The organism is Neobacillus sp. S1115 (assembly GCF_055385565.1).
Map to the genome: position 1 here is coordinate 1,972,094 of NZ_AP038275.1, position 23,504 is coordinate 1,995,597.

Annotated in this window: 24 protein-coding genes; all 24 read left to right on the plus strand. The window is 42.9% G+C overall.

Going from position 1 to position 23,504, the window contains the following annotated elements:
- The 24 genes from ACZ5B7_RS09715 (at window position 1) to sucC (ending at window position 23,485) form a co-directional block, all read left to right on the plus strand.
- Window positions 1-1,683, plus strand: a complete 1,683-nt coding sequence (locus ACZ5B7_RS09715) for a DAK2 domain-containing protein (RefSeq protein ID WP_464493571.1) — start codon at window positions 1-3, stop codon at window positions 1,681-1,683.
- Between the two features lie 113 nt (window positions 1,684-1,796).
- A complete protein-coding gene (gene sdaAB / locus ACZ5B7_RS09720; protein ID WP_464493572.1) occupies window positions 1,797-2,459 on the plus strand; it encodes an L-serine ammonia-lyase, iron-sulfur-dependent subunit beta in 663 nt (220 codons plus the stop codon).
- Between the two features lie 27 nt (window positions 2,460-2,486).
- Window positions 2,487-3,371 (plus strand): L-serine ammonia-lyase, iron-sulfur-dependent, subunit alpha, encoded by an 885-nt coding sequence (gene sdaAA / locus ACZ5B7_RS09725; protein ID WP_213116364.1) that lies wholly within the window; start codon window positions 2,487-2,489, stop codon window positions 3,369-3,371.
- Window positions 3,368-5,416, plus strand: a complete 2,049-nt coding sequence (recG, locus tag ACZ5B7_RS09730; protein WP_464493573.1) for an ATP-dependent DNA helicase RecG — start codon at window positions 3,368-3,370, stop codon at window positions 5,414-5,416. Before sdaAA ends, recG begins: the two co-directional genes overlap by 4 nt.
- Window positions 5,417-5,686: 270 nt before the next feature.
- Window positions 5,687-6,253 carry a transcription factor FapR gene (gene fapR, locus ACZ5B7_RS09735; RefSeq protein WP_213116362.1) on the plus strand — a complete coding sequence of 189 codons (567 nt, stop codon included), beginning with the start codon at window positions 5,687-5,689 and terminating at the stop codon, window positions 6,251-6,253.
- A 12-nt stretch (window positions 6,254-6,265) separates the two neighbouring features.
- The gene (gene plsX / locus ACZ5B7_RS09740) at window positions 6,266-7,267 is read left to right on the plus strand and encodes a phosphate acyltransferase PlsX (RefSeq protein WP_284037542.1); all 1,002 of its coding nucleotides are present in this window, start codon (window positions 6,266-6,268) and stop codon (window positions 7,265-7,267) included.
- 13 nt (window positions 7,268-7,280) lie between these two features.
- Entirely contained in the window at window positions 7,281-8,228 is a 948-nt protein-coding gene (gene fabD, locus ACZ5B7_RS09745; protein WP_464493574.1) for an ACP S-malonyltransferase, read from the plus strand.
- Entirely contained in the window at window positions 8,225-8,968 is a 744-nt protein-coding gene (gene fabG / locus ACZ5B7_RS09750) for a 3-oxoacyl-[acyl-carrier-protein] reductase (RefSeq protein WP_423801680.1), read from the plus strand. Before fabD ends, fabG begins: the two co-directional genes overlap by 4 nt.
- 98 nt (window positions 8,969-9,066) lie before the next feature.
- Entirely contained in the window at window positions 9,067-9,300 is a 234-nt protein-coding gene (acpP, locus tag ACZ5B7_RS09755; protein WP_423801681.1) for an acyl carrier protein, read from the plus strand.
- Between the two features lie 152 nt (window positions 9,301-9,452).
- Window positions 9,453-10,199: a ribonuclease III gene (rnc, locus tag ACZ5B7_RS09760; RefSeq protein WP_213140791.1), complete on the plus strand. Its 747-nt coding sequence runs from the start codon at window positions 9,453-9,455 to the stop codon at window positions 10,197-10,199.
- Window positions 10,200-10,250: 51 nt separating this feature from the next.
- The gene (gene smc, locus ACZ5B7_RS09765) at window positions 10,251-13,817 is read left to right on the plus strand and encodes a chromosome segregation protein SMC (RefSeq protein ID WP_464493575.1); all 3,567 of its coding nucleotides are present in this window, start codon (window positions 10,251-10,253) and stop codon (window positions 13,815-13,817) included.
- Between the two features lie 17 nt (window positions 13,818-13,834).
- The gene (ftsY, locus tag ACZ5B7_RS09770; protein WP_464493576.1) at window positions 13,835-14,821 is read left to right on the plus strand and encodes a signal recognition particle-docking protein FtsY; all 987 of its coding nucleotides are present in this window, start codon (window positions 13,835-13,837) and stop codon (window positions 14,819-14,821) included.
- A 91-nt stretch (window positions 14,822-14,912) separates the two neighbouring features.
- The gene (locus ACZ5B7_RS09775) at window positions 14,913-15,245 is read left to right on the plus strand and encodes a putative DNA-binding protein (protein WP_423801684.1); all 333 of its coding nucleotides are present in this window, start codon (window positions 14,913-14,915) and stop codon (window positions 15,243-15,245) included.
- 12 nt (window positions 15,246-15,257) lie between these two features.
- Window positions 15,258-16,610, plus strand: a complete 1,353-nt coding sequence (gene ffh / locus ACZ5B7_RS09780; RefSeq protein WP_213140787.1) for a signal recognition particle protein — start codon at window positions 15,258-15,260, stop codon at window positions 16,608-16,610.
- Between the two features lie 267 nt (window positions 16,611-16,877).
- On the plus strand, window positions 16,878-17,150 hold the full coding sequence (gene rpsP, locus ACZ5B7_RS09785; protein ID WP_213116352.1) for a 30S ribosomal protein S16: 273 nt from the start codon (window positions 16,878-16,880) through the stop codon (window positions 17,148-17,150).
- A gap of 13 nt (window positions 17,151-17,163) precedes the next feature.
- Window positions 17,164-17,394: a KH domain-containing protein gene (locus tag ACZ5B7_RS09790; protein ID WP_213116351.1), complete on the plus strand. Its 231-nt coding sequence runs from the start codon at window positions 17,164-17,166 to the stop codon at window positions 17,392-17,394.
- Window positions 17,395-17,476: 82 nt separating this feature from the next.
- Window positions 17,477-17,866 carry a YlqD family protein gene (locus ACZ5B7_RS09795; protein ID WP_213140785.1) on the plus strand — a complete coding sequence of 130 codons (390 nt, stop codon included), beginning with the start codon at window positions 17,477-17,479 and terminating at the stop codon, window positions 17,864-17,866.
- A 6-nt stretch (window positions 17,867-17,872) separates the two neighbouring features.
- The gene (rimM, locus tag ACZ5B7_RS09800) at window positions 17,873-18,391 is read left to right on the plus strand and encodes a ribosome maturation factor RimM (RefSeq protein WP_464493577.1); all 519 of its coding nucleotides are present in this window, start codon (window positions 17,873-17,875) and stop codon (window positions 18,389-18,391) included.
- Window positions 18,388-19,131, plus strand: coding sequence for a tRNA (guanosine(37)-N1)-methyltransferase TrmD (trmD, locus tag ACZ5B7_RS09805; RefSeq protein WP_464493578.1), 744 nt, complete (start codon window positions 18,388-18,390; stop codon window positions 19,129-19,131). The genes rimM and trmD overlap by 4 nt, the downstream gene beginning before the upstream one ends.
- Before the next feature lie 142 nt (window positions 19,132-19,273).
- A complete protein-coding gene (gene rplS, locus ACZ5B7_RS09810; RefSeq protein WP_213116348.1) occupies window positions 19,274-19,618 on the plus strand; it encodes a 50S ribosomal protein L19 in 345 nt (114 codons plus the stop codon).
- Between the two features lie 171 nt (window positions 19,619-19,789).
- Complete coding sequence (gene lepB / locus ACZ5B7_RS09815) at window positions 19,790-20,350, plus strand: signal peptidase I (RefSeq protein ID WP_213116347.1); 561 nt, start codon at window positions 19,790-19,792, stop codon at window positions 20,348-20,350.
- Window positions 20,351-20,392: 42 nt separating this feature from the next.
- Entirely contained in the window at window positions 20,393-21,262 is an 870-nt protein-coding gene (ylqF, locus tag ACZ5B7_RS09820; protein WP_423801687.1) for a ribosome biogenesis GTPase YlqF, read from the plus strand.
- 57 nt (window positions 21,263-21,319) lie between these two features.
- The gene (locus ACZ5B7_RS09825) at window positions 21,320-22,117 is read left to right on the plus strand and encodes a ribonuclease HII (protein WP_464493579.1); all 798 of its coding nucleotides are present in this window, start codon (window positions 21,320-21,322) and stop codon (window positions 22,115-22,117) included.
- Between the two features lie 207 nt (window positions 22,118-22,324).
- Window positions 22,325-23,485, plus strand: a complete 1,161-nt coding sequence (sucC, locus tag ACZ5B7_RS09830; protein WP_464493580.1) for an ADP-forming succinate--CoA ligase subunit beta — start codon at window positions 22,325-22,327, stop codon at window positions 23,483-23,485.
- Window positions 23,486-23,504 lie beyond the last annotated feature (19 nt).

The window sequence follows — 23,504 nt, forward strand, 5'->3', positions numbered from 1 at the left end:
GTGTCAATTACAGCATTAGATGGAAAACGTTTTGCCGAGATGATTATTCAAGGCGCCAATCATCTGTCAGCCAATGCTAAAATGGTAGATGCTCTGAACGTTTTTCCAGTTCCGGATGGCGATACAGGGACTAATATGAATTTATCCATGACCTCCGGTGCAAAAGAGGTTAAAAATAATGTTCAAGAACATATTGGTAAAGTAGGGGTTTCTCTCTCAAAAGGACTGCTCATGGGAGCACGAGGAAACTCTGGTGTTATTCTTTCGCAATTGTTCCGCGGTTTTTCTAAAGCAATCGAAGCAAAAGCGATCATTAATGGAAATGAATTTGCAGGAGCGCTTGAGGCAGGAGTTGAAACTGCTTATAAGGCTGTTATGAAGCCGGTCGAAGGAACAATTCTGACTGTTGCCAAAGATGCTGCCAAAAAAGCTGTGCAGACTGCGCTAAAATCAAATGATATTGTTGTTATTATGGAAGATGTTCTAAGGGAGGCTAAAGCTTCCCTAAAGCGTACGCCTGACCTATTGCCTGTTTTAAAGGAAGTCGGAGTTGTGGATTCCGGAGGGCAGGGGCTTGTCTGTGTATATGAAGGCTTTCTTGCTGAATTAAAGGGAGAAAAACTGCCGGATTCACCAGAGGTCATGCCATCAATGGATGAATTAGTTAATGCCGAGCATCATAAAAGCGTCCAGGGCCATATTAACACTGAAGATATTGAATTTGGCTACTGTACAGAGTTTATGGTTCGTTTTGAAACAGAAAAGATAGCAAAGCATCCATTTAATGAGACTGCTTTCCGCAATGATCTAAGCAATTATGGAGATTCGTTATTAGTGATCTCTGATGATGATATTGTGAAAGTTCATATTCATTCCGAACAGCCTGGTGAAGTATTAACATACGGTCAGCGCTACGGCAATCTTATTAATATGAAAATTGAAAATATGCGCCAGCAGCATTCCAATATTGTCGGAGAAACACATACTCCGCTTGCCACTGCGGTGAAAGAAACACCAAAGGAAAAGCAGGGATATGGAATTGTCGCTGTTTCGATGGGCTCGGGCGTTGCCGACCTTTTTAAGAGCATCGGGGCCCATGCAGTCATTGAAGGCGGCCAGACGATGAATCCAAGTACAGAGGATATTGTCAAGGCTGTTAAAGAAGTAAATGCCAAAAAAGTATTTATTTTGCCGAATAATAAAAACATCATTATGGCTGCTGAGCAGGCTCGCGATGTATCGGATGAAGAAATTTATGTGATTCCATCCAAAACCGTTCCGCAAGGGCTTTCCGCTCTGCTTGTCTTTAATCCTTCCGCAGATGCAGAGGCAAACACTACTGCTATGACGGAGGCGCTAAGCCGTGTGAAAACCGGACAAATCACCTTTGCCGTCCGCGATACACAAATCGATGGATTGGATATTGAAACTGGGGATTTCATGGGGATTGCCGAAGGGAAAATTGTTGTTAAAAATAAAGATAAAGAAAAAGCAGCGGAAGACCTGTTATCAAACATGCTTGATGAAGATTCTGAAATTCTTACCATCATTTATGGTGAAGATGTGACAGAGGAAGAACTCAGCCAGCTTACCCAATTCGTTGAAGAAAAATTTAGCGATGTGGAAATAGAGGTTCATAATGGCAATCAGCCATTATATTCTTATATCTTTTCAATTGAATAAATAACGGCTAAAATAGAAGGGGGTCCTTAGGGACCACCCTTCTTTTTTTGGATAATATATACTAACCATTTTTTAATAAAGATAGAAAGACATAGGCAAGGGGGAATAGATTCATGAAGTATAGAAGCGTGTTTGATATCATTGGCCCGGTCATGATTGGTCCGTCAAGCTCTCACACTGCCGGTGCTGCGAGAATCGGCCGCGTCGCTAGAAGTTTATTTGGCAGAGAGCCGAAATGGGCAAATATTTCGTTATACGGATCCTTCGCACAAACGTACAAGGGTCACGGTACGGATGTTGCGATTGTGGGCGGATTATTGGATTTCGATACGGACGATAAAAGAATTATCAAAGCTATTGAGATTGCTGAAGAACGCGGAATGAAAATTCGCTTCATTGAAGAGGATGCAGTTACAGACCACCCCAATACTGCTAGAATCATAATTGGCGATCACAATGGGGAGCTTGAATTAGTAGGCATTTCCATTGGCGGCGGAAAGATTGAAATCATCGAGTTGAACGGTTTTGAATTGAAGCTTTCTGGCAATCACCCTGCCATCTTAGTTGTTCATAATGACCGGTTCGGTGCCATTGCAAGTGTAGCCAATACTCTGGCGAAATATGAAATCAATATCGGCCATATGGAGGTTTCCCGTAAGGAAGCTGGAAAAATGGCCCTGATGACAATTGAGGTAGACCAAAATATTGATGAGACCCTGATCGAGGAACTCGAACAGTTGCCAAACATCTTGAAGGTAACAAAAATTGTTGATTAAACATACACAGCGAAAGGGGGTCATTTTATGTTTCGTAATGTAGCAGAATTAGTAGAACTGGCCAACAGTCAAAATAAAAAAATTTCCGAAATTATGATTGAACAGGAAGTCACCGTAACGGGACGGTCCAAGGAAGAAGTAATCGGCTTTATGGACCGTAACCTCAAAGTGATGGAAGAAGCAGTTGAGCGAGGATTGAAAGGGGTTACTTCCGTTACCGGCTTAACAGGCGGAGATGCAGTACTATTACAAAAATATATTGAAAAAGGCAATTTCTTATCTGGGGAAACGATTCTCGATGCCGTCAGCCGGGCTGTGGCAACAAATGAAGTAAATGCGGCGATGGGAACGATTTGTGCCACACCGACTGCCGGATCAGCGGGTGTCGTTCCAGGGACGTTGTTTGCTGTAAAGAAAAAGCTGCACCCAACAAGAGAGCAAATGATTTCGTTTTTATTTACCGCCGGAGCGTTCGGCTTTGTTGTTGCAAACAATGCCTCCATATCCGGTGCTGCCGGGGGCTGCCAAGCCGAGGTGGGATCGGCAGCAGGAATGGCCGCAGCGGCAATCGTCGAAATGGCCGGAGGAACTCCGGAACAATGTGCCGAAGCAATGGCCATCACATTAAAAAATATGCTTGGCCTAGTTTGTGATCCGGTTGCCGGTCTTGTGGAAGTGCCTTGTGTAAAGCGAAATGCCATGGGTGCAGCCAATGCCATGGTAGCCGCAGATATGGCACTTGCCGGAATCAAAAGCCGAATTCCATGCGATGAAGTGATTGACGCAATGTATAGAATTGGCCAATCAATGCCAACAGCCTTAAAAGAAACAGCGCAGGGAGGGTTAGCGGCAACACCAACTGGCCGGGCGCTGCAGGCCAAAATTTTCGGAATGCCGCTTACAGAAAAGTGAATCCATATCTAAACCAGCCAATAACAGTTATAAAGGGCATAGGTGACGAAACGGCGGAAATTTTTTCAGAAATGAACATTTTCAGCATTCATGATTTGTTGGAATATTTTCCCTATCGTTATGAGGATTACCGCCTTCGCGATTTGATGGAAGTACAACATGACGAGAAAGTGACGATCGAAGGGAAGGTTCAAAGCGAACCTTCTCTTGTCTATTATGGCAGGAAGAAGTCAAAGCTCTCCTTCCGCTTTTTTGCAGGACAATACTTAATCAAAGTCGTTTTCTTTAACCAGCCCTATTTAAAAAATAAAATCACCATCAATGAAACGTTAACAATTACAGGAAAGTGGGATGCCCATCGGCAGACGATTACTGCCAGTGAACTCCAAATAGGGGGAAATGCGAAAGGTAAAGATTTTGAACCTGTATATTCTCTTAAAGGAAGACTGACAACAAAGGGCATGCGTAAATTTATTAACTTAGCTTTTCAACAATTTGGAGCGTATATTGATGAAACGCTGCCGGATTACTTTATAACAAAATATCGACTTTTAAACCGGAGAGATGCCATAAAAGCGATGCATTTTCCTGGCGGCGGGGAGGATCTCAAGCAGGCGAGACGGCGCTTTGTGTACGAAGAATTTCTAATCTTTCAGCTAAAAATGCAGGCACTTCGGAAGTTTGAACGTGAGCATTCACCCGGAATCAGCCAAAACTATGACCTTGGGAAATTGAAGGAATTCATCGCCCGCCTGCCGTTCCCATTAACAAATGCCCAGAAACGAGTTGTAAATGAAATACTATCCGACCTTAAGTCGCCTTATCGAATGAACCGCCTGCTGCAGGGAGATGTTGGATCAGGAAAAACGGTGGTGGCAGCGGTTGGTCTGTACGCAAGTGTTACGTCAGGCTATCAGGGAGCGCTGATGGTACCGACAGAAATATTGGCCGAACAGCATGCAGAATCATTGAAAACCTTATTGGAACCATTTGGAATAAAATGTGGATTGCTGACAAGTTCCATAAAAGGGAAGCGCCGCCGGGAAATCCTTGAGCAGCTTACAGAAGGAATTATTGATATCTTAATAGGGACACATGCGCTAATTCAGGATGAGGTAACATTTAATAAATTAGGTTTTGTTATTACTGATGAGCAGCATCGCTTCGGTGTGGAGCAGCGCCGTATCCTGAGGGAAAAGGGAGAAAATCCAGATGTGCTGTTCATGACGGCCACCCCGATACCCCGGACGCTTGCCATTACTGTTTTTGGCGAGATGGATGTATCCATCATTGACGAAATGCCTGCCGGCAGGAAAACAATTGAAACCTATTGGGCCAAACCAGAAATGCTTGAACGGGTATTGGCATTTGTGGAAAAAGAATTACGGAAGGGCCATCAGGCATACGTCATTTGTCCATTAATTGAGGAATCGGAAAAGCTTGATGTGCAAAATGCTATTGATGTGCATGCAACATTAAGCAGCTATTTTCAAAATCGCTATACAGCAGGGCTGATGCATGGGAGATTAAGCTCTGAGGAAAAGGATTCCGTTATGAAGGCGTTCAGTGCAAACGAGGTTCAAGTGCTCGTCTCGACAACTGTAGTTGAGGTTGGCGTGAATGTGCCCAATGCAACAGTCATGGTTATTTATGATGCAGAAAGATTTGGTCTCTCCCAGCTTCATCAGCTCCGTGGCCGTGTCGGCCGGGGAAGTGATCAAGCCTATTGCATTTTGCTTGCCAGTCCAAAATCAGAGACAGGCCAGGAAAGAATGAGGATCATGACGGAAACCAATGATGGTTTTGTATTAAGCGAAAAAGATTTGGAGCTAAGGGGACCGGGAGACTTTTTTGGCAAAAAACAAAGCGGCATGCCAGAATTTAAAGTAGCCGATATGGTTCATGACTACCGCGCCCTTGAAACCGCCAGAAGCGACGCCACCACCCTAATCCAATCCGAAACCTTCTGGAAATCGCCAGAATATGAACTGTTAAGAAAGCAGCTTGAAGACGCCGGTGTTCTTGAGGGAGAGAAGTTGGATTAGGATTTTTATTGCTCTCCATTTATCAGTACATGTTGATTGGAGCGGAAGGGGCGAGACTCCTGCGGGAGTACGGAGCAGGAGAGACCCCGCAGGAGCTTTAGCGACGAGGAGGCTCTCCGCAACGCCCGCGGAAAGCGAGCCCCTGGAGCGCAAATCAACATCCTATTAGTAAAAAGCAGACTGGAGGAGAAAACTAATCCTTGCAATCTGCTTTTTTAAATTTTATACTACTCTTAGTACCTAGTCATAAGTTTTCGGACGGTGTGAAAAATGAGAAGAAGCAAAAAAGAACGTCAGCAGCTGCTTAGCTCAACCATACAAGAAAATCCATTTATAACCGATGAAGAGCTTGCTGAAAAATTTCAGGTAAGTGTCCAAACCATTCGCTTAGACCGCCTGGAATTATCGATACCCGAGCTTCGCGAACGAATTAAAACAGTCGCAGAAAAACGCTTCGATGATGAGGTTCGTTCCCTTCCGCTTGAAGAGGTAATCGGGGAAATCATTGATATGGAACTAGACCAGAGCGCCATCTCCATTTTTGATGTAAAAGAGGAGCATGTTTTTAAAAGAAACCAAATTGCGCGGGGCCATCACTTATTTGCCCAGGCAAATTCGCTTGCTGTTGCGGTCATTAACGATGAATTAGCATTAACGGCAAAAGCCAACATCCAATTTAAGCGCTCCGTAAGATTAAATGAACGGGTCATTGCCAAAGCAAGGGTCATGAATATTGATGATGTAACGGGCCGGACGTTGGTCCAGGTATCAAGCTTCGTAAATAATGAACTTGTTTTTACAGGTGATTTTCAAATGTACCGTTCGAAAAACAACTAAAGGATGAGACATATGAAACTTGCGATTGATGCAATGGGCGGAGACAATGCCCCAAAGGAAATCGTTTTGGGAGCCATGAAGGCGGTAGAAACCTTTCCAGACTTACATATCACCCTTGTCGGGGATGAAAATAAAATTAACGAAACTTTAAAGAAACATGACCGGATTACGGTTTTACATACGACAGAAGTAATTCTTGGAACAGATGAACCGGTAAGAGCAGTCCGCCGCAAAAAAACGGCCTCTATGGTTCTAGCGGCCCAACAAGTTGCCGATGGTGCAGCAGATGCCTGTTTGTCCGCAGGGAATACAGGTGCGCTTATGGCTGCCGGACTTTTTGTGGTCGGAAGAATTGAAGGAATTGACCGGCCAGCCTTAGCCCCAACTCTGCCAACCATAGGTGGGGAAGGATTTTTATTGCTTGATGTGGGCGCTAATGCCGATGCCAAACCGGAACATCTGGTGCAGTATGCCATCATGGGCTCCATTTATAGTAAAAAAGTAAGAGGGATTGAGAGTCCGCGTGTCGGACTTTTAAATATTGGAACAGAAGAGAAGAAAGGCAATGAACTAACAAGACATGCCTTTGATCTTTTAAAACAGGCCGATTTGAATTTTGTTGGCAATGTTGAGGCCCGTGATCTGCTTGATGGCGTCGCTGATGTCGTCGTAACGGATGGTTTTACAGGTAATATGGTGTTGAAAACGATTGAGGGAACGGCCCTTTCCATGTTTAAGATGTTGAAAACAGCGCTGATGAGCAGTTTTACAAGCAAGCTGGCAGCAGCCGTTTTAAAACCGAATTTAATGCAGTTAAAAGGTAAGCTGGATTATTCAGAATATGGCGGGGCAGGGTTATTTGGCTTAAAGGCACCAGTTATTAAGGCACATGGTTCGTCAAATGCCCAGGCTGTCTTTAGTGCCATCCGCCAGACAAGAGAAATGGTTACAAACGATGTAGTCGGCCTAATTAAACAAACCGTCGAAGCAAATAACGAAACCATAGTACGATAGGGGGATTCTTATTTTGAGTAAAATAGCTTTTGTGTTTCCTGGGCAAGGTTCCCAAACAGTTGGGATGGGTAAAGATTTGGCAGAAAAATATCCTGAAGTGATGTCCTATTTTAAAAAGGCAGATGAAACTCTTAAAGTCCCTTTAAGCCAGCTGATTTTTGAAGGGCCAAAAGAAGATTTGACACTGACAATTAATACACAGCCTGCCCTTTTAACAACCAGTTTGGCGGTTTTATCCTTCTTCCAAAATTCAGGGATTAAACCAGACTTTGTCGCCGGTCACAGCTTAGGGGAGTATACAGCCCTTGTGGCGGCAGGCGTGATGAGTTTTGAAGAAGGCGTATATGCCGTTAGAAAAAGAGGCGAGTTCATGGAAAATGCCGTACCTAATGGGGAAGGCTCCATGGCGGCAGTTCTTGGTCTTGATCGGGATAAGTTAGCTGCGGTAACCGAAGAAGTGACAAATGAGGGCAATCCGGTGGCACTGGCCAATTTAAATTGCCCTGGGCAGATTGTTATTTCCGGATCCAAAAAGGGTGTAGAAGATGCAGGAGCGAAAGCAAAAGAGGCAGGTGCCAAAAGGGTACTGCCATTAGAAGTGAGTGGTCCGTTCCATTCACCGCTGATGAAGCCTGCATCCGGACAATTGCGTGAAGTTTTAGATGGAATCGATATGAAAGATGCCGTGGTACAGGTTGTTGCTAACGTATCTGCTAAGCCGGTAACCTCCGCCGCTGAAATTAAGGATAAATTAATTGAACAGCTGTATTCACCTGTTTTATGGGAAGACTCTGTTCAAAAAATGATTGAATTAGGTGTCGATACCTTTATTGAAATTGGTCCGGGCAAGGTTCTTTCCGGCTTGATTAAGAAAATCGATAAAACGGTGAAAATCTATTCTGTATCAGATGAGGAAAGTTCACTCGCAGTAATCGACGCGTTGAAGGAGGAAAAGCTATGAGTTTAGCAGGAAAAGCTGCTCTTGTTACCGGTGCATCACGGGGAATCGGCAGGGAAATTGCTCTTGAATTAGCAAGGCAGGGGGCAAATGTAGCGGTTAATTTTTCCGGAAGTGAAGCTAAGGCAAATGAAGTTGTCGACGAGATTAAGGCTCTCGGCCAAGAAGCTTTCGCGATTAAATGTAATGTTTCAAATACTGAAGAAGTAAGTGAAATGGTCAAGGCAGTTATTGAGCAATTTGGCAGGCTCGACATCCTTGTTAATAATGCTGGAATAACAAGGGATAATTTGTTAATGAGAATGAAGGAAGAAGAATGGGATGATGTCCTCAATATTAATCTAAAGGGAGTCTTCCTGGTCACAAAGGCTGTTACAAGACAGATGATGAAACAGCGGGTTGGCAGAATTATTAATATTTCCTCTGTTGTCGGCGAAAGCGGAAATCCTGGTCAGGCCAATTATGTGGCAGCGAAAGCCGGTGTGATTGGTTTAACGAAAACAACCGCAAAGGAACTGGCGTCCCGCAATATTACGGTTAATGCGATTGCCCCAGGGTTTATTACAACAGATATGACCGATAAACTGCCTGAGGATGTAAAAACGGAAATGTTAAAACAAATTCCGTTAGCTAGACTTGGCGAACCAAAAGATATCGCCAAAGCCGCAGCATTTCTTGCTTCCGATGATTCTGCATACATTACAGGACAAACGCTGCATATCAACGGCGGCATGGTGATGTAAATAGAAAAGCGGAAGCGCCTTGGCGCTGCAGCTGGACAAAAAAACAATTTGTATTCATTCAGGAAAATCACTATAATACTTGAGGGGAGGTGAAAGTGATGGCAGAAGTATTAGAGCGTGTAACAAAGATCATCGTTGACCGTTTAGGAGTAGACGAATCTCAAGTTAAACTTGAAGCGTCTTTCAAAGACGACCTTGGCGCAGATTCCCTTGACGTTGTAGAACTAGTGATGGAATTAGAAGATGAATTCGATATGGAAATTTCCGACGAAGATGCCGAAAAAATCAGCACTGTTGGTGATGCTGTGACCTACATAGAAGGCCAAAAGTAATCTTCTTGGAATAATTCCTAAAGCTCCGTTTTCAAACGGAGCTTTATTCTGTAATATAGAACTTGGCACAACATTTGCCAAGTTTCTTTGCGTTTTAAACGTAAATTACTTAAACTTAGGCTATGCAAATTGGAAACAAGGTGGAGAATTTAATGCGCAAGAACTGGAAGGAAAAAGAAATAAACAATCGCGCAAACGAAAAACAATTTAAGGAACTGCAAAATTCAATCGGTGTCATATTTGAAAACGAAAAATTACTAAAACAGGCTTTCACCCATTCATCATATGTGAATGAGCATCGCAGAAAACCTTTTGAAGATAATGAGAGGCTCGAATTTTTAGGAGACGCTGTGCTGGAACTGACAATCTCCCAATTCCTTTTTAAAAAATATCCGACTATGACCGAAGGAGAATTGACCAAGCTTAGAGCTGCAATAGTATGTGAACCATCCCTGGTAGCATTTGCGAATGAACTTCATTTTGGCAAACTAATCTTGCTTGGCAAGGGTGAAGAAATGACCGGCGGCAGGGAGCGCCCTGCTCTTTTGGCCGATGTGTTTGAAGCGTTCATCGGCGCTCTCTATTTGGATAAAGGAATCGAAGTGGTTATTCAGTTTCTTGAAAAGGTCGTTTTTCCTAAAATTGATGCTGGTGCTTTTTCTCATGTGATGGATTTTAAAAGCCAATTGCAGGAGCTAATCCAAAGAGATGGATCAGGCATGATAGAATATTGTGTCCTTCAAGAAAAAGGCCCTGCCCATAATAAGGAGTTTGTCTCTAAAGTGACCTTAAATGGCGCTGAGCTTGGCGTAGGTACAGGAAGGTCGAAAAAGGAAGCAGAACAGCATGCCGCTCAAATGGCACTACAAATGTTGAAAAATGAGTCAGCCCAGAATTAACAAAAGAAGTTTTTGAGGAGAAATCCCCGGGCATTTTAGGAGGATTAATGAATGTTTTTAAAACGGTTGGACATTATTGGCTTTAAATCCTTTGCGGAGCGAGTTGGCGTGGAGTTTGTCCCTGGCATTACCGCAGTGGTTGGTCCAAATGGGAGCGGCAAAAGTAATATTACCGATGCCATCCGCTGGGTGTTGGGGGAGCAATCGGCCAAATCACTAAGAGGCAGCAAAATGGAGGACATCATCTTTGCCGGCAGCGATACGCGAAAAGCGGTCAATTTTGCCGAAGTAACCTTGACATTAGATAATCAGGATCAGGGACTCTCGATTGATTATAACGAAGTAAGTGTCACGAGAAGGGTTACTCGCTCAGGGGATAGCGATTTTTATATTAATAAACAGCACTGCAGGCTAAAGGATATTATTGATTTATTCATGGATTCTGGGCTTGGCAGGGAAGCCTTCTCAATCATAAGCCAAGGAAAGGTAGAAGAAATTTTAAACAGCAAGGCTGAAGACCGAAGGACTATTTTTGAGGAAGCGGCCGGGGTATTAAAATATAAAAACCGCAAAAAAAAGGCAGAATTGAAGCTTTCAGAAACCCAGGAGAACCTCAATCGGGTTCATGACATTTTATTTGAGCTGGAAAGCCAGGTAGAACCATTAAAAATTCAGGCATCCATGGCCAAAGACTATTTGGAGAAAAAGGAAGAGCTTGAAAAATTCGAGGTTTCGTTGACGGTGTATGAAATTGAAGACCTCCATCAAAAGTGGGAAAGCCTTTCGAAACAGCTTGATGAGCATCAACACGAAGAACTTGGGATTTCTTCGAATTTGCAGCTAAAAGAAGCAAAGATTGTTGAAATAAGGGATCAAATTGCTGCGTTGGATGAGTCGATAACCGACCTTCAGAATGTCCTCCTTCATGCCAGTGAAGAGCTTGAAAAGCTTGAAGGGCGTAAGGAGGTTCTGAAAGAACGGAAGAAAAACGCATCGCAAAATAAAGATCAGCTCAAGCAAAATATCACTGATTTAACAAATCGTATCGCCGAGCTGTCAGGTGCCCGGAACTTGCAAATTGAGACTGTCAACACATTGGAGAAACAGGTTAAGGACTTGCAGGCCCAACTGAAGGAAAAGCAAGAGAAGCTTCATTTGTTTGCAGAAAATTTGGATGAGAAAATTGATAGCTTAAAGAGTGAGTATATTGACCTGTTAAATGAGCAGGCTGGTGCTAAAAATGAGTGGAAATACATCAACGAACAGCTTGAGCAGCAGGATCATAAAAGTACGCGGCTTGATGCGGAAAATGAAAAATTCCTGTTAGAACGGGAGACGGCCCTAACTAAAAAGCAGCAGGTTCAGTCTTCTTTAGTTGACATCCAGGCTAAGCTGGAGGCGCAGGTCGTCACGTTCCGCGAGCAGCAGCGAAAGCTGGAGTCACTCAGGGCCAATTATCAAAAACAGGAAAAAACATTATACCAAGCATATCAGCTGCTTCAGCAGGCAAAATCAAAAAAAGAAATGCTGGAAGAAATGGAAGAGGATTTTGCAGGCTTTTTTCAAGGGGTTAAGGAAATCCTTAAGGAGCGTGGAAAAAAGCTTGCCGGCATTGAAGGTGCCGTTGCTGAACTCGTCACTGTTCCGAAGGAATATGAAACAGCTCTTGAAACAGCCTTCGGCGGGGCGCTACAGCATATCGTCGTAGATACTGAGGAAAACGCCCGCAAGGCAATTGGATACCTTAAACAAAATTCTTTTGGCCGCGCCACCTTCTTACCATTAACGGTTATTAAAGGGAGACCATTGTCAGCGGCTCAATTGAATTTAATACAACACCATCCAGCTTTAATTGGAACGGCGGTAAGCCTCGTTCAGTTTGACGGGAAATATGCAGAGGTTATGAATAATCTCCTCGGTAATGTAGTCATAGCAAAGGACCTAAAAGGGGCTAATGAACTGGCAAAGATGCTGCAATATCGGGTACGCCTGGTAACCCTAGACGGGGACGTCGTAAATCCTGGCGGTTCAATGACAGGTGGTGCCGTCAAACAAAAAAGTTCATCTTTATTATCACGAAAAACAGAGCTAGAGGGTTTAAAAGAAAAACTTGTCATCATGGAAGATCAAACGGCTGGTTTAGAGAAGACCGTTAAATCCCTGAAAGAGGAAGTACAAACCTCAGAAGCTGCGCTTGAGGAAATTCGCAAATCCGGGGAGGATTTAAGACTATCGGAACAGTCGATTAAAGGGGATTTACGAGAAGCGGAGCTTGAAGAAAAGAATATTAATGACCGATTGGCCATATATGATTTGGAAAAGAATCAAATAGCCAAAGACCGTTCGGAACTTTTGACAAGAAAAACGAAGGTGTCCGACTCACTCGAAACATTTAAAAAGACCATTGCTGACTTGGATCAGAAAATCCTGATCCTGACAAATCAAAAGACAAAGGATTTAACATCCAAAGAATCGCTCACCACTGCGATAAATGAACTTAAGATTGAATTTGCCTCAAAAAATGAACAGTTTTTACATGCAAAGGAACGGCTTGAGCAAATGAAGCGGGATATCGCTGAAAACGAACAAAAGCTGACTATTTTCACCGAGGACCTGAATTTCCTTACAGCGGAAATGACCAACAGTTCAACCGGTGAGGAGCAGCTAGAGGAAGCCGCCAAACGAAAGCAGCAGGACAAAGAAAATACGCTTAAGCTGATTGCGGTCAGGAGACAGGAACGCCTAGAGCTGCAAGGCGACCTGGAGAATTTGGAGCTTGAAACAAAGGAATTAAAACGAGTTCATAAAGGATTAACCATCGCCATCAAGGACGAGGAAGTAAAAATGAACCGTTTGGATGTAGAGCTTGAAAACAGGCTGACGCACCTTAGAGAGGAGTATTTATTATCCTTTGAGGGAGCCAAGGAGCAATTCCCACTAACTGTTCCGGTAGAAGAAGCCCGCAAAAAGGTGAAATTGATTAAGCTTGCCATTGAAGAGCTAGGCCATGTTAATCTTGGTGCGATTGAAGAATATGAGCGGGTATCGGAACGCTATGAATTTCTAAGTGAACAAAAGGCTGATCTTCAAGAAGCAAAGGATACACTATTCCAGGTCATTGGAGAAATGGATGAAGAGATGAAGAAACGGTTCAGCCAAACCTTCGAGGGAATCCGGGAACATTTTGAACCGGTTTTTCGGGCGTTATTTGGTGGCGGCCGCGCAGACCTAATCTTAACAGAGCCAGAAGATCTCTTGAATACCGGTGTTGAAATCGTTGCCCAGCCGCCTGGTAAAAAACTGCAAAATCTAGGGCTTTTGTCTGGGGGAGAGCGAGCCTTAACGGCAATCGCTCTGTTATTTTCGATTTTAAAGGTACGGCCTGTTCCATTCTGTATCCTTGATGAGGTTGAAGCCGCCTTAGATGAGGCCAATGTCCACCGTTTCAGTCAATATTTAAAACGCTTTAGTAAGGAAACCCAGTTTATTGTTATCACTCATCGAAAAGGGACAATGGAGGGTGCCGATGTCCTTTACGGGGTGACAATGCAGGAATCCGGCGTATCAAAGCTTGTATCCGTCCGCTTGGAGGATACCAAAGAACTAGTAGAATCATAAGATCAGGAAGTGAGAAAATGAGTTTTTTTAAAAAATTAAAAGAAAAGATTACAAAGTCGACGGATAATGTAACAGAAAAATTTAAGGAAGGACTCACCAAAACAAGGGACAGCTTTTCCGGCAAGGTCAACGACCTGATTGCAAGATACCGAAAAGTTGACGAGGAATTCTTTGAAGAGCTCGAAGAAATCTTAATCCAGGCGGATGTCGGTTTTGATACAGTTATGGAGCTGATCGATGAGCTGAAAATGGAGGTAAAGCGCCAAAATATTCAGGACCCTGTTGAAGTCCAAAGTGTCATCTCTGAAAAGCTAGTCGATATTTATAATTCAGGGGAAGAACAGTCATCGCAATTAAATATTCAGAAGGATGGACTGACGGTAATTCTATTCGTCGGAGTAAATGGTGTCGGTAAAACAACAACTATCGGCAAGCTTGCCTATAAGTTTAAGTCCGAGGGGAAAAAAGTAATATTAGCGGCTGGAGACACATTCCGTGCCGGTGCGATTGATCAGCTTGAGGTGTGGGGAGACCGGGTGGGAGTCGAAACCATTAAGCAGGCTGAGGGCTCAGATCCGGCAGCTGTCATGTATGATGCCATCCAGGCCGCAAAATCAAGAAACGCTGATATTCTCATCTGCGATACAGCAGGCAGATTGCAAAACAAGGTAAACCTGATGAAAGAGCTTGAAAAGGTGAAGCGGGTAATTGAAAGGGAGATCCCTGGTGCGCCGCACGAAGTTCTCTTGGTGCTTGATGCCACAACCGGCCAAAACGCACTCATTCAGGCAAAAACCTTTAAAGAAGCCACCAATGTAAGCGGAATTGTCCTATCCAAACTCGACGGAACAGCCAAAGGCGGAATCGTCCTAGCGATCCGCAACGAATTGAAAATCCCCGTTAAATTCGTAGGGCTGGGAGAAAAAATGGACGACCTGCAAGAATTCGACGCCGAAAAATACGTCTATGGACTATTCGCGGAGCAGATTGAAAAGTCTGAATAGAATAATGTAAAGATGTTTTGCTTGACACTAACGGTTCGCCCATGTAAACTACTTCGTAAAGGCTTTTCGCTTTACAAAAGGGGGATGCGGCATGCTTGAAAAGACAACACGAATGAACTACCTGTACGACTTCTATCATTCGCTGTTAACGCCAAAGCAGCAAAGCTATATGTCTCTCTATTATTTGGAAGACTACTCACTCGGTGAAATCGCCGAAGAATACGAAGTCAGCCGTCAGGCCGTTTATGATAATATCAAACGGACAGAGGCAATGCTCGAGGAGTACGAAGAAAAGCTATTATTATTTGAAAAATTTCAGGAACGCAACCGGCTCGTCAAGCTTCTGAAAGAACTGCTCGATGAAGAGCAGCCAAGCAAGCAGGCGATGCAAGCCACAATCGCTGAGCTGGAGAATTTAGATTAGGAGTTGGGATAAATGGCGTTTGAAGGATTAGCCGACCGACTGCAAAATACAATCCAAAAAATCCGCGGCAAAGGGAAAGTCACTGAAGCGGATGTAAAAGAAATGATGCGTGAAGTGCGTCTCGCCCTGCTTGAGGCGGACGTTAACTTCAAGGTCGTCAAAGATTTTGTCAAAAAGGTAAGCGAACGCGCCGTTGGACAAGAGGTACTAAAGAGCTTAACTCCCGGACAGCAAATCATTAAAATCGTTAACGAAGAATTAACGGAATTAATGGGTGGCGAGCAAAGCAAAATTGCCGTGTCAAATCGCCCGCCAACCGTCATCATGATGGTCGGTCTGCAGGGGGCTGGTAAAACAACGACCTCAGGAAAGCTGGCTAATTTGCTGCGGAAGAAGTATAACAAACAGCCGATGCTCGTTGCAGCCGATATTTATCGCCCAGCCGCAATCAAACAGCTTGAAACACTAGGCAAGCAATTAAGTATGCCTGTTTTCTCCCTTGGTGACCAGGTAAGTCCGGTTGAAATTGCCAGACAAGCCATCGCCAAAGCCAAAGAAGAGCATCATGATTATGTTCTGATCGATACCGCCGGCCGGCTCCATGTTGATGAGACCTTAATGAACGAACTAAAGGACATTAAGGAACTAACCAAGCCGGATGAAATCTTTCTCGTTGTCGATGCGATGACAGGTCAAGATGCTGTAAACGTGGCACAAAGCTTTAATGAACAGCTTGGCCTGACTGGGGTCGTGCTGACAAAACTTGACGGTGATACAAGGGGCGGTGCTGCTCTGTCAATCCGGTCGGTCACTCAGACACCGATTAAATTTATTGGGATGGGTGAAAAGATGGATGCCCTTGAACCGTTCCATCCGGAGCGAATGGCATCACGGATTTTGGGCATGGGTGATGTGCTGACCTTAATTGAAAAAGCACAGGCCAATATCGACGAAGAAAAAGCCAAAGAGCTTGAGCAGAAAATGCGGACAGCGTCGTTTACACTTGATGATTTTCTCGACCAGTTAGGGCAGGTCCGCAAACTTGGTCCGCTTGACGAACTGTTAAAGATGATGCCTGGCGCTAATAAAATCAAAGGTTTGAACAATCTGCAAATCGATGAAAAGCAAATAGCTCATGTTGAGGCCATTATCAGGTCGATGACGAAACAAGAAAAGCTTCACCCCGAAATCATGAACTCAAGCCGTAAACGCCGGATTGCCGCAGGAAGCGGACGTACCGTTGCTGAGGTAAACCGTCTGTTAAAACAGTTTGAGGACATGAAGAAAATGATGAAGCAAATGTCTGGCATGCAGCAAAAAGCCAAGAAAAAAGGCGGATTTAAATTTCCTTTTAAGCCGTTTTAATTCGAAATGCGGAAGCGCCTTGTTCAGGGGCGACAGGCATAAGACGAGCCGGCGAGAAGGCTGTTTTTTAGCCTTCTTGACGGATTGGCTTATGACCCCGAGCCCCTAGGCGCTGGAGCTGGACACCAGTCTAAGTTCATGTTTGCATTCTGTTTTAATTCTGTAAAATTTGGAAATAATAACTGTAAAGAAAAAACACTTTACAAATAAAAAAACAATTGGTATTATACTATCTTGTGTGAAACTATTCGGAGGTGCTTATTTAAAATGGCAGTAAAAATTCGTTTAAAGCGTATGGGAGCTAAGAAAACTCCTTTCTATCGTATTGTAGTAGCAGATTCTCGTTCACCACGTGATGGACGTTTCATCGAAACAGTTGGAACTTACAATCCAGTTGCTGAGCCAGCTTTAGTTCAAATCAACGAAGAACTAGCTCTTAAGTGGTTGCAAAACGGCGCGAAGCCATCTGATACAGTACGTAACTTGTTCTCAAAACAAGGCATTATGGAAAAATTCCACAATGCAAAATTAAGCAAGTAATCGTGGAGAAGCGATGAAAGAATTGATCGAAACGATTGTTAAGCCCCTTGTTGATTTTCCTGAGGAAGTTCGGGTTGAAACCATTGAGGATGATACTCGAATCACCTATCACTTAACCGTCAATAAAACGGACATCGGTAAGGTGATTGGCAAGCAGGGGCGTGTTGCAAAGGCCATTAGGACTGTTGTCTACGCAGCAGGATCATCACAACAAAAGAAGATTTTCTTGGAAATTGGTGAATAGCTTTTTGCATCAAGAAAGAAAGGGAGGGATCAAAGTCCTCCCTTTTTTGTTAGTTGTTCAAATTTTTAAGGGGGCAATAAACATGCAAATTATTCAATCCGTTGTGGTGAAGCAAATCTTAACCGAAAAAAGCAAACAACAGCTTTTTGACAAGTATCATGCAAGGAAACGGCAGTTTGAAAAAGAATGCGACCAGCTTCAATTCGAATTAAAACGCTTGGAAAAATCGAAAAGCTACCCTCAGGGCACACTAAAAAAGCACTTTGAAAAAGAAATTGAAATGAGACGAGAAAAAATAAAATTACTTGATTTTCAAATAGAACAATTACATATCCTACCAATAGGCAGCGAATTAAAGGAAAAAGAAGTCCAGGCTCTCATTGAGGTTAAAGCAGGGGACCTTTGGATTGACCAAGATTTACAGCCTGAGATTCTTATTAAAGATGGTATCATTGAGGAAATTAGAAGGTGAGTACATATGGAAAGATGGTTCAATGTTGGTAAAATCGTTAATACCCATGGTATAAAAGGAGAAGTCCGCGTCATTTCGAAAACCGATTTTCCGGAAGAACGCTATAAACCGGGGAATACATTATATTTATTTCAAAAGGCATCAAGCACACCGCTTGAATTAACTGTTAAAAGCCACCGCAGCCATAAAAATTTTGATTTGCTTGTGTTTGAAGGGTATGAAAATATAAACCAGGTGGAGAAGTTTCGTGAAGGAATTTTAAAGGTTCCGGAGTCACAGCTAAGTGAACTCAAGGAAGATGAATTCTATTATCATGAAATTATCGGCTGTCTCGTGGCCACAATCGATGGGGAAGAGCTTGGAAAGATTACTGAAATCCTTACTCCGGGTGCGAACGATGTTTGGGTGGTCAAAGGAAAAGATGGAAAAGAAGTTTTAATCCCGTATATCCATGATGTTGTCAAGAAAGTGGATGTAAAGGAAAAGGTTGTCCTTATTGAACCAATGGAAGGACTATTGTCATGATGCAAATCGATATTCTTACCCTTTTTCCTGAGATGTTTACCGGGGTAATTGGGAGTTCGATTTTAAGCAAAGCAGCGGAAAAGTCAGCTGTCCAATACAATGTCGTGAACTTCCGTGAATTCTCTGATAACAAGCATTCCTCTGTGGATGACTATCCATACGGAGGCGGTGCTGGCATGGTTTTAAAGCCGCAGCCGATTTTTGATGCGGTTGCCTCGCTTACAGAACAGGCTAACAGCAGCCGCCCAAGAATCATTTTGCTTTGCCCTCAAGGGGAGCGATACAGCCAAAGGAAAGCGGAAGAATTGGCCGGCGAGGAACATTTGATATTTATTTGCGGTCATTATGAAGGCTATGATGAAAGAATCAGGGAGTATTTGGTCACCGATGAAATATCAATAGGCGACTATGTTTTAACAGGCGGTGAGCTTGGTGCCATGGTTGTGATTGATAGTGTTGTCCGTCTGCTCCCCGAGGTGCTTGGCAATCAAGAATCCCATATGAAGGATTCGTTTAGTACAGGTTTGCTTGAACACCCTCACTATACAAGGCCTGCTGATTTCCGCGGCATGAAGGTGCCGGATACACTATTATCCGGCAATCACAAGTTAATTGAAGAATGGCGCAATAAAGAAACCCTAAGAAGAACTCTATTAAGAAGACCTGACCTATTTGAAAAAGTAGAACTAACACCAGAACAACAAAAGTGGCTGGAGGAAGTAAAAAAAGAATACAAGTAGTATTGCAGGGGCTTTGAGATTATGTTATGATATTTCTTGTGACTTGAGCTGAGCCTATCAGTTTAATGTCTTATAACGATGTTCCGCTGCAATTGTTAAATTCTTGGTTTGCATGAGCGTCTGTTGGAAGGAGTTGAAAACGATGCATAAATTAATTGAAGAAATCACAAAAGAACAACTTCGTTCTGATCTTCCTGCGTTCCGTCCTGGTGACACTGTACGTGTACACGTTAAAGTTGTCGAGGGTACTCGCGAGCGTATTCAGTTATTTGAAGGTGTTGTGATTAAGCGTCGTGGTGGTGGAATTAGCGAAACTTTTACAGTTCGTAAAATTTCTTACGGAGTAGGCGTTGAGCGTACTTTCCCTGTTCATACACCAAAAATTGCGAAGCTTGAAGTAATCCGTCGCGGTAAAGTTCGCCGTGCTAAACTTTACTACTTACGTGAACTTCGCGGTAAAAAAGCTCGTATTAAAGAAATTCGCTAATAAGAAAAAGAGAGCTTGCTCTGCAAGCTCTTTTTTTATACCTAGTGAAAATATCTATTAACAAATTATTAAATTTAATTAAAAACATTAATCCCCTCGTGTTAATTAGTTCTAAGTTATGTAAAATAGGCTTTATAAGACATTTTTTACTGGATTGGTGGGGACAAAAGAATGGCAAAAAAGAAAAATGAATTTTGGGAATGGACAAAAGCGCTTTTAATTGCTGTCATCCTGGCAGCCGTAATTCGCTATTTTCTCTTTGCGCCGATAGTAGTGGACGGCTTATCAATGATGCCTACTTTAAAAAATCAGGATCGCATGATTGTTAATAAGTTGAGTTATAAAATAGGTGAACCGCATCGATTTGACATCATTGTTTTTCATGCACCTGAGCATAAAGATTACATAAAACGGGTCATCGGTCTTCCTGGAGATAGAATCGAATATAAGAATGACACTTTATATGTGAATGGCAAAGCGTATAAAGAGCCATATTTGGATGAATATAAAAAACAAGTGGAGGACGGTCCTTTAACAGACTCTTTCACATTGGAAGAAACACCGGTCGGTCAAATAACAGTTCCAAAAGGGGAATTATTTGTAATGGGTGATAACCGCCGCTTCAGCAAAGATTCCCGTCATATCGGATCCGTTCCAATGAGTAAAGTCATTGGCAAGACAAGCATCGTCTACTGGCCGCTAAACGATGCCCATATAGTTTCTGTGAAATAAATAATATTTTTGCAGAATGCATAGTAAAAGGAGGTGACTGCTTTGACGATCCAATGGTTTCCCGGTCACATGGCTAAGGCTCGCAGAGAGGTCACGGAAAAATTAAAATTAGTTGATATCATTTTTGAATTAGTAGATGCCAGAATTCCATACTCATCAAGAAATCCGATGATTGATGAAATCATTCAACATAAACCTCGTTTGGTGTTATTAAATAAAGCGGATATGGCCGATAAGAATGTTACCAAGGAATGGATTGCCTTTTTTGCCAAAAAAGGTGTGAAGGCCCTGGCGATTAATTCCCAGGCAGGAGAAGGAATGAAGGAAATTGCCAATGCTGCCCAGGAAATTTTGAAAGAAAAATTTGACCGCATGCGGGCAAAAGGGGTAAAGCCGAGGGCCATCAGGGCCATGATTGTCGGCATTCCCAATGCTGGTAAATCCACACTCATTAACCGCCTGGCGAAAAAAAATATCGCCAAAACTGGCAATACCCCGGGTGTGACAAAATCCCAGCAGTGGATAAAAGTAGGCAAAGAAATGGAGCTGCTAGATACTCCGGGAATATTATGGCCAAAGTTTGAGGATCAAGAGGTCGGAAAGAAATTGGCGATCACTGGGGCCATTAAGGATACGCTCTTAAATCTGCAGGACTTGACCGTTTACGCCCTGGATTTTTTAGAGCGGGAATATCCTGAACGCTTGAGGGAGCGCTATAAGTTTACCGACATTCCAGATGACGTTGTACTTAAGTTCGACCACATCGGCAAGCTCCGCGGCTGCCTGATGGGCGGAGGAATGGTAGACTACGATAAAGTGGCGGAATTGGTGATCAGAGAAACCCGTTCCGAGAAGTTTGGTCCTTTATCATTCGAAAGGCCCAAGGATTTTCAAACTGAAAATGAAGAATAACGAAAAGCTCTCCTATTGGGGGAGCTTTATTAAACGCTACCTAAAAGGTGAATTAGAATGAAACGTTTGTCGATTGCAGAAATTGAAGAACAGCTGAATAACGTTAAAGCAGATAACGACCCTTTTCTAATCAGTCTTGAAGGAGATGAGCGAAAAGGGGTGCAAACCTGCCTAGCGAGATGGAAGAAGCAGAGAGCTCAAGAAAAAGGCCTTGCTGAGAAATTTTTTGAAATGACGGCCTTTGAGCGTAAATACCGCGATCAAGGTTTTCAGTATATCGCAGGTGTGGACGAAGTAGGTCGAGGGCCGCTGGCTGGTCCGGTTGTGTCCGCAGCGGTCATTTTGCCGACGGATTTTTTCCTGCCAGGGATTGATGATTCGAAAAAGTTGTCCGAAAAAAAACGGCTTGAATTTGATGAAATCATTAGGAGAGAGGCGCTTGCATTCAGTGTGGCCATGGTTCATGCTCCAGAAATAGACGAAATCAATATCTATCAGGCAACTAAAAAAGCAATGAAATCGGCTATTGCAGGTCTTGGAACAAACCCGGATGTAGTGCTCATTGATGCCATGAAACTTGACACTCCTTACCTGACAGAATCGATCATTAAAGGGGACGCCAAAAGTATTTCAATTGCAGCAGCATCTATTGTCGCTAAAACAGCAAGAGATTCCCTTATGAAAGAAATTTCGGGGCGGTTTCCGCAATATGGTTTTCAAGAAAACGCAGGCTATGGAACGAAGGAACACCTGCTTGCGATTGACCAGTATGGAATCACTCCTTATCATCGTAAGAGCTTCTCACCCATCAAGGATACATTGACAAATCAATTATCGTTTTCGTTAGGTACATAAATCTAGCTTAAGTGATTTATAATAAAACAGGCTGAATTAAGCCTGTTTTATTTTTGGAAAATAATAGTTTTTTATTATATTACTAATTATTTTCCTTGATTTTTATATAAATATTATTTATAGCATAATGGTGGACAAGGTTTGTTTCATTATATAAAATGTAAACGGAGTCAAATTTTTTGAACAGTTTGATTAGGAGGATGGGAAATGAATATCCATGAGTATCAGGGGAAAGAAATCCTCAGAAAATATGGGGTAGCGGTTCCGAATGGAAAAGTGGCTTTCACTGTTGAAGAAGCAGTTGAAGCTGGGAAAGAATTAGGCACACAAGTATGTGTGGTAAAAGCGCAAATACACGCAGGCGGACGGGGAAAAGCCGGCGGTGTTAAGGTTGCCAAAAACCTTGATGAGGTTCGTACATATGCCAGCGAAATTCTTGGTAAAACATTGGTTACACACCAAACAGGACCTGAAGGTAAAGAAGTTAAGCGTCTCCTAATTGAAGAGGGCTGCGACATTAAAAAAGAATACTACATTGGATTAGTATTAGATCGTGCTACTTCCCGCGTGGTATTAATGGGTTCTGAAGAGGGCGGAACAGAAATCGAAGAAGTTGCCGCTAATACACCTGAGAAAATTTTTAAAGAGGAAATTGATCCAGTTCTTGGATTAATGCCATTTCAAGCACGTCGTTTGGCATTTAATATCAATATTCCAAAGGAATTAGTCAATAAAGCTGTTAAGTTTATGACAGCCCTTTACAACGCTTATATTGACAAAGATTGCTCAATTGCCGAAATCAACCCGTTAGTTGTAACTGGCGATGGTAACGTTATGGCATTAGATGCAAAATTAAACTTCGATTCCAATGCACTGTACCGTCAAAATGATGTTTTAGAGTATCGTGACCTTGAAGAAGAAGATCCAAAAGAAATAGAAGCTTCCAAGTATGACTTAAGCTATATCGCGTTAGACGGCAATATCGGCTGTATGGTTAACGGTGCCGGACTGGCAATGGCTACAATGGATATCGTTAAGCACTATGGCGGCGATCCGGCAAACTTCCTTGATGTTGGGGGCGGTGCAACAGCTGAAAAGGTAACAGAAGCATTTAAAATTATCCTTTCCGATCCAAACGTAAAAGGTATTTTTGTTAATATCTTCGGCGGTATCATGAAGTGTGATGTCATTGCTGATGGAGTAGTAGAAGCAGCAAAACAAGTTGGTCTATCTATTCCGCTTGTCGTTCGTTTAGAGGGAACAAATGTTGACCTAGGTAAGAAGATCCTATCTGAGTCAGGTCTTAATATCACAGCTGCTGAATCCATGGCAGACGGCGCACAAAAAATCGTTTCATTAGTGAAATAGGATCAAGAGAAAGGGGAAT

What these genes read in the sequence shown, in the direction of transcription:
- ACZ5B7_RS09775 (WP_423801684.1), top strand. Translation starts at nt 14,913, where the DNA reads ATGCTTGAAAAGACAACACGAATGAACTACCTGTACGACTTCTATCAT.
- ffh (WP_213140787.1), top strand. Translation starts at nt 15,258, where the DNA reads ATGGCGTTTGAAGGATTAGCCGACCGACTGCAAAATACAATCCAAAAA.
- ACZ5B7_RS09790 (WP_213116351.1), top strand. Translation starts at nt 17,164, where the DNA reads ATGAAAGAATTGATCGAAACGATTGTTAAGCCCCTTGTTGATTTTCCT.
- rnc (WP_213140791.1), top strand. Translation starts at nt 9,453, where the DNA reads ATGCGCAAGAACTGGAAGGAAAAAGAAATAAACAATCGCGCAAACGAA.
- sucC (WP_464493580.1), top strand. Translation starts at nt 22,325, where the DNA reads ATGAATATCCATGAGTATCAGGGGAAAGAAATCCTCAGAAAATATGGG.
- lepB (WP_213116347.1), top strand. Translation starts at nt 19,790, where the DNA reads ATGGCAAAAAAGAAAAATGAATTTTGGGAATGGACAAAAGCGCTTTTA.
- ACZ5B7_RS09825 (WP_464493579.1), top strand. Translation starts at nt 21,320, where the DNA reads ATGAAACGTTTGTCGATTGCAGAAATTGAAGAACAGCTGAATAACGTT.
- smc (WP_464493575.1), top strand. Translation starts at nt 10,251, where the DNA reads ATGTTTTTAAAACGGTTGGACATTATTGGCTTTAAATCCTTTGCGGAG.
- acpP (WP_423801681.1), top strand. Translation starts at nt 9,067, where the DNA reads ATGGCAGAAGTATTAGAGCGTGTAACAAAGATCATCGTTGACCGTTTA.
- plsX (WP_284037542.1), top strand. Translation starts at nt 6,266, where the DNA reads ATGAAACTTGCGATTGATGCAATGGGCGGAGACAATGCCCCAAAGGAA.
- ACZ5B7_RS09795 (WP_213140785.1), top strand. Translation starts at nt 17,477, where the DNA reads ATGCAAATTATTCAATCCGTTGTGGTGAAGCAAATCTTAACCGAAAAA.
- ftsY (WP_464493576.1), top strand. Translation starts at nt 13,835, where the DNA reads ATGAGTTTTTTTAAAAAATTAAAAGAAAAGATTACAAAGTCGACGGAT.
- rpsP (WP_213116352.1), top strand. Translation starts at nt 16,878, where the DNA reads ATGGCAGTAAAAATTCGTTTAAAGCGTATGGGAGCTAAGAAAACTCCT.
- sdaAB (WP_464493572.1), top strand. Translation starts at nt 1,797, where the DNA reads ATGAAGTATAGAAGCGTGTTTGATATCATTGGCCCGGTCATGATTGGT.
- rimM (WP_464493577.1), top strand. Translation starts at nt 17,873, where the DNA reads ATGGAAAGATGGTTCAATGTTGGTAAAATCGTTAATACCCATGGTATA.
- sdaAA (WP_213116364.1), top strand. Translation starts at nt 2,487, where the DNA reads ATGTTTCGTAATGTAGCAGAATTAGTAGAACTGGCCAACAGTCAAAAT.
- rplS (WP_213116348.1), top strand. Translation starts at nt 19,274, where the DNA reads ATGCATAAATTAATTGAAGAAATCACAAAAGAACAACTTCGTTCTGAT.
- fapR (WP_213116362.1), top strand. Translation starts at nt 5,687, where the DNA reads ATGAGAAGAAGCAAAAAAGAACGTCAGCAGCTGCTTAGCTCAACCATA.
- trmD (WP_464493578.1), top strand. Translation starts at nt 18,388, where the DNA reads ATGATGCAAATCGATATTCTTACCCTTTTTCCTGAGATGTTTACCGGG.
- fabG (WP_423801680.1), top strand. Translation starts at nt 8,225, where the DNA reads ATGAGTTTAGCAGGAAAAGCTGCTCTTGTTACCGGTGCATCACGGGGA.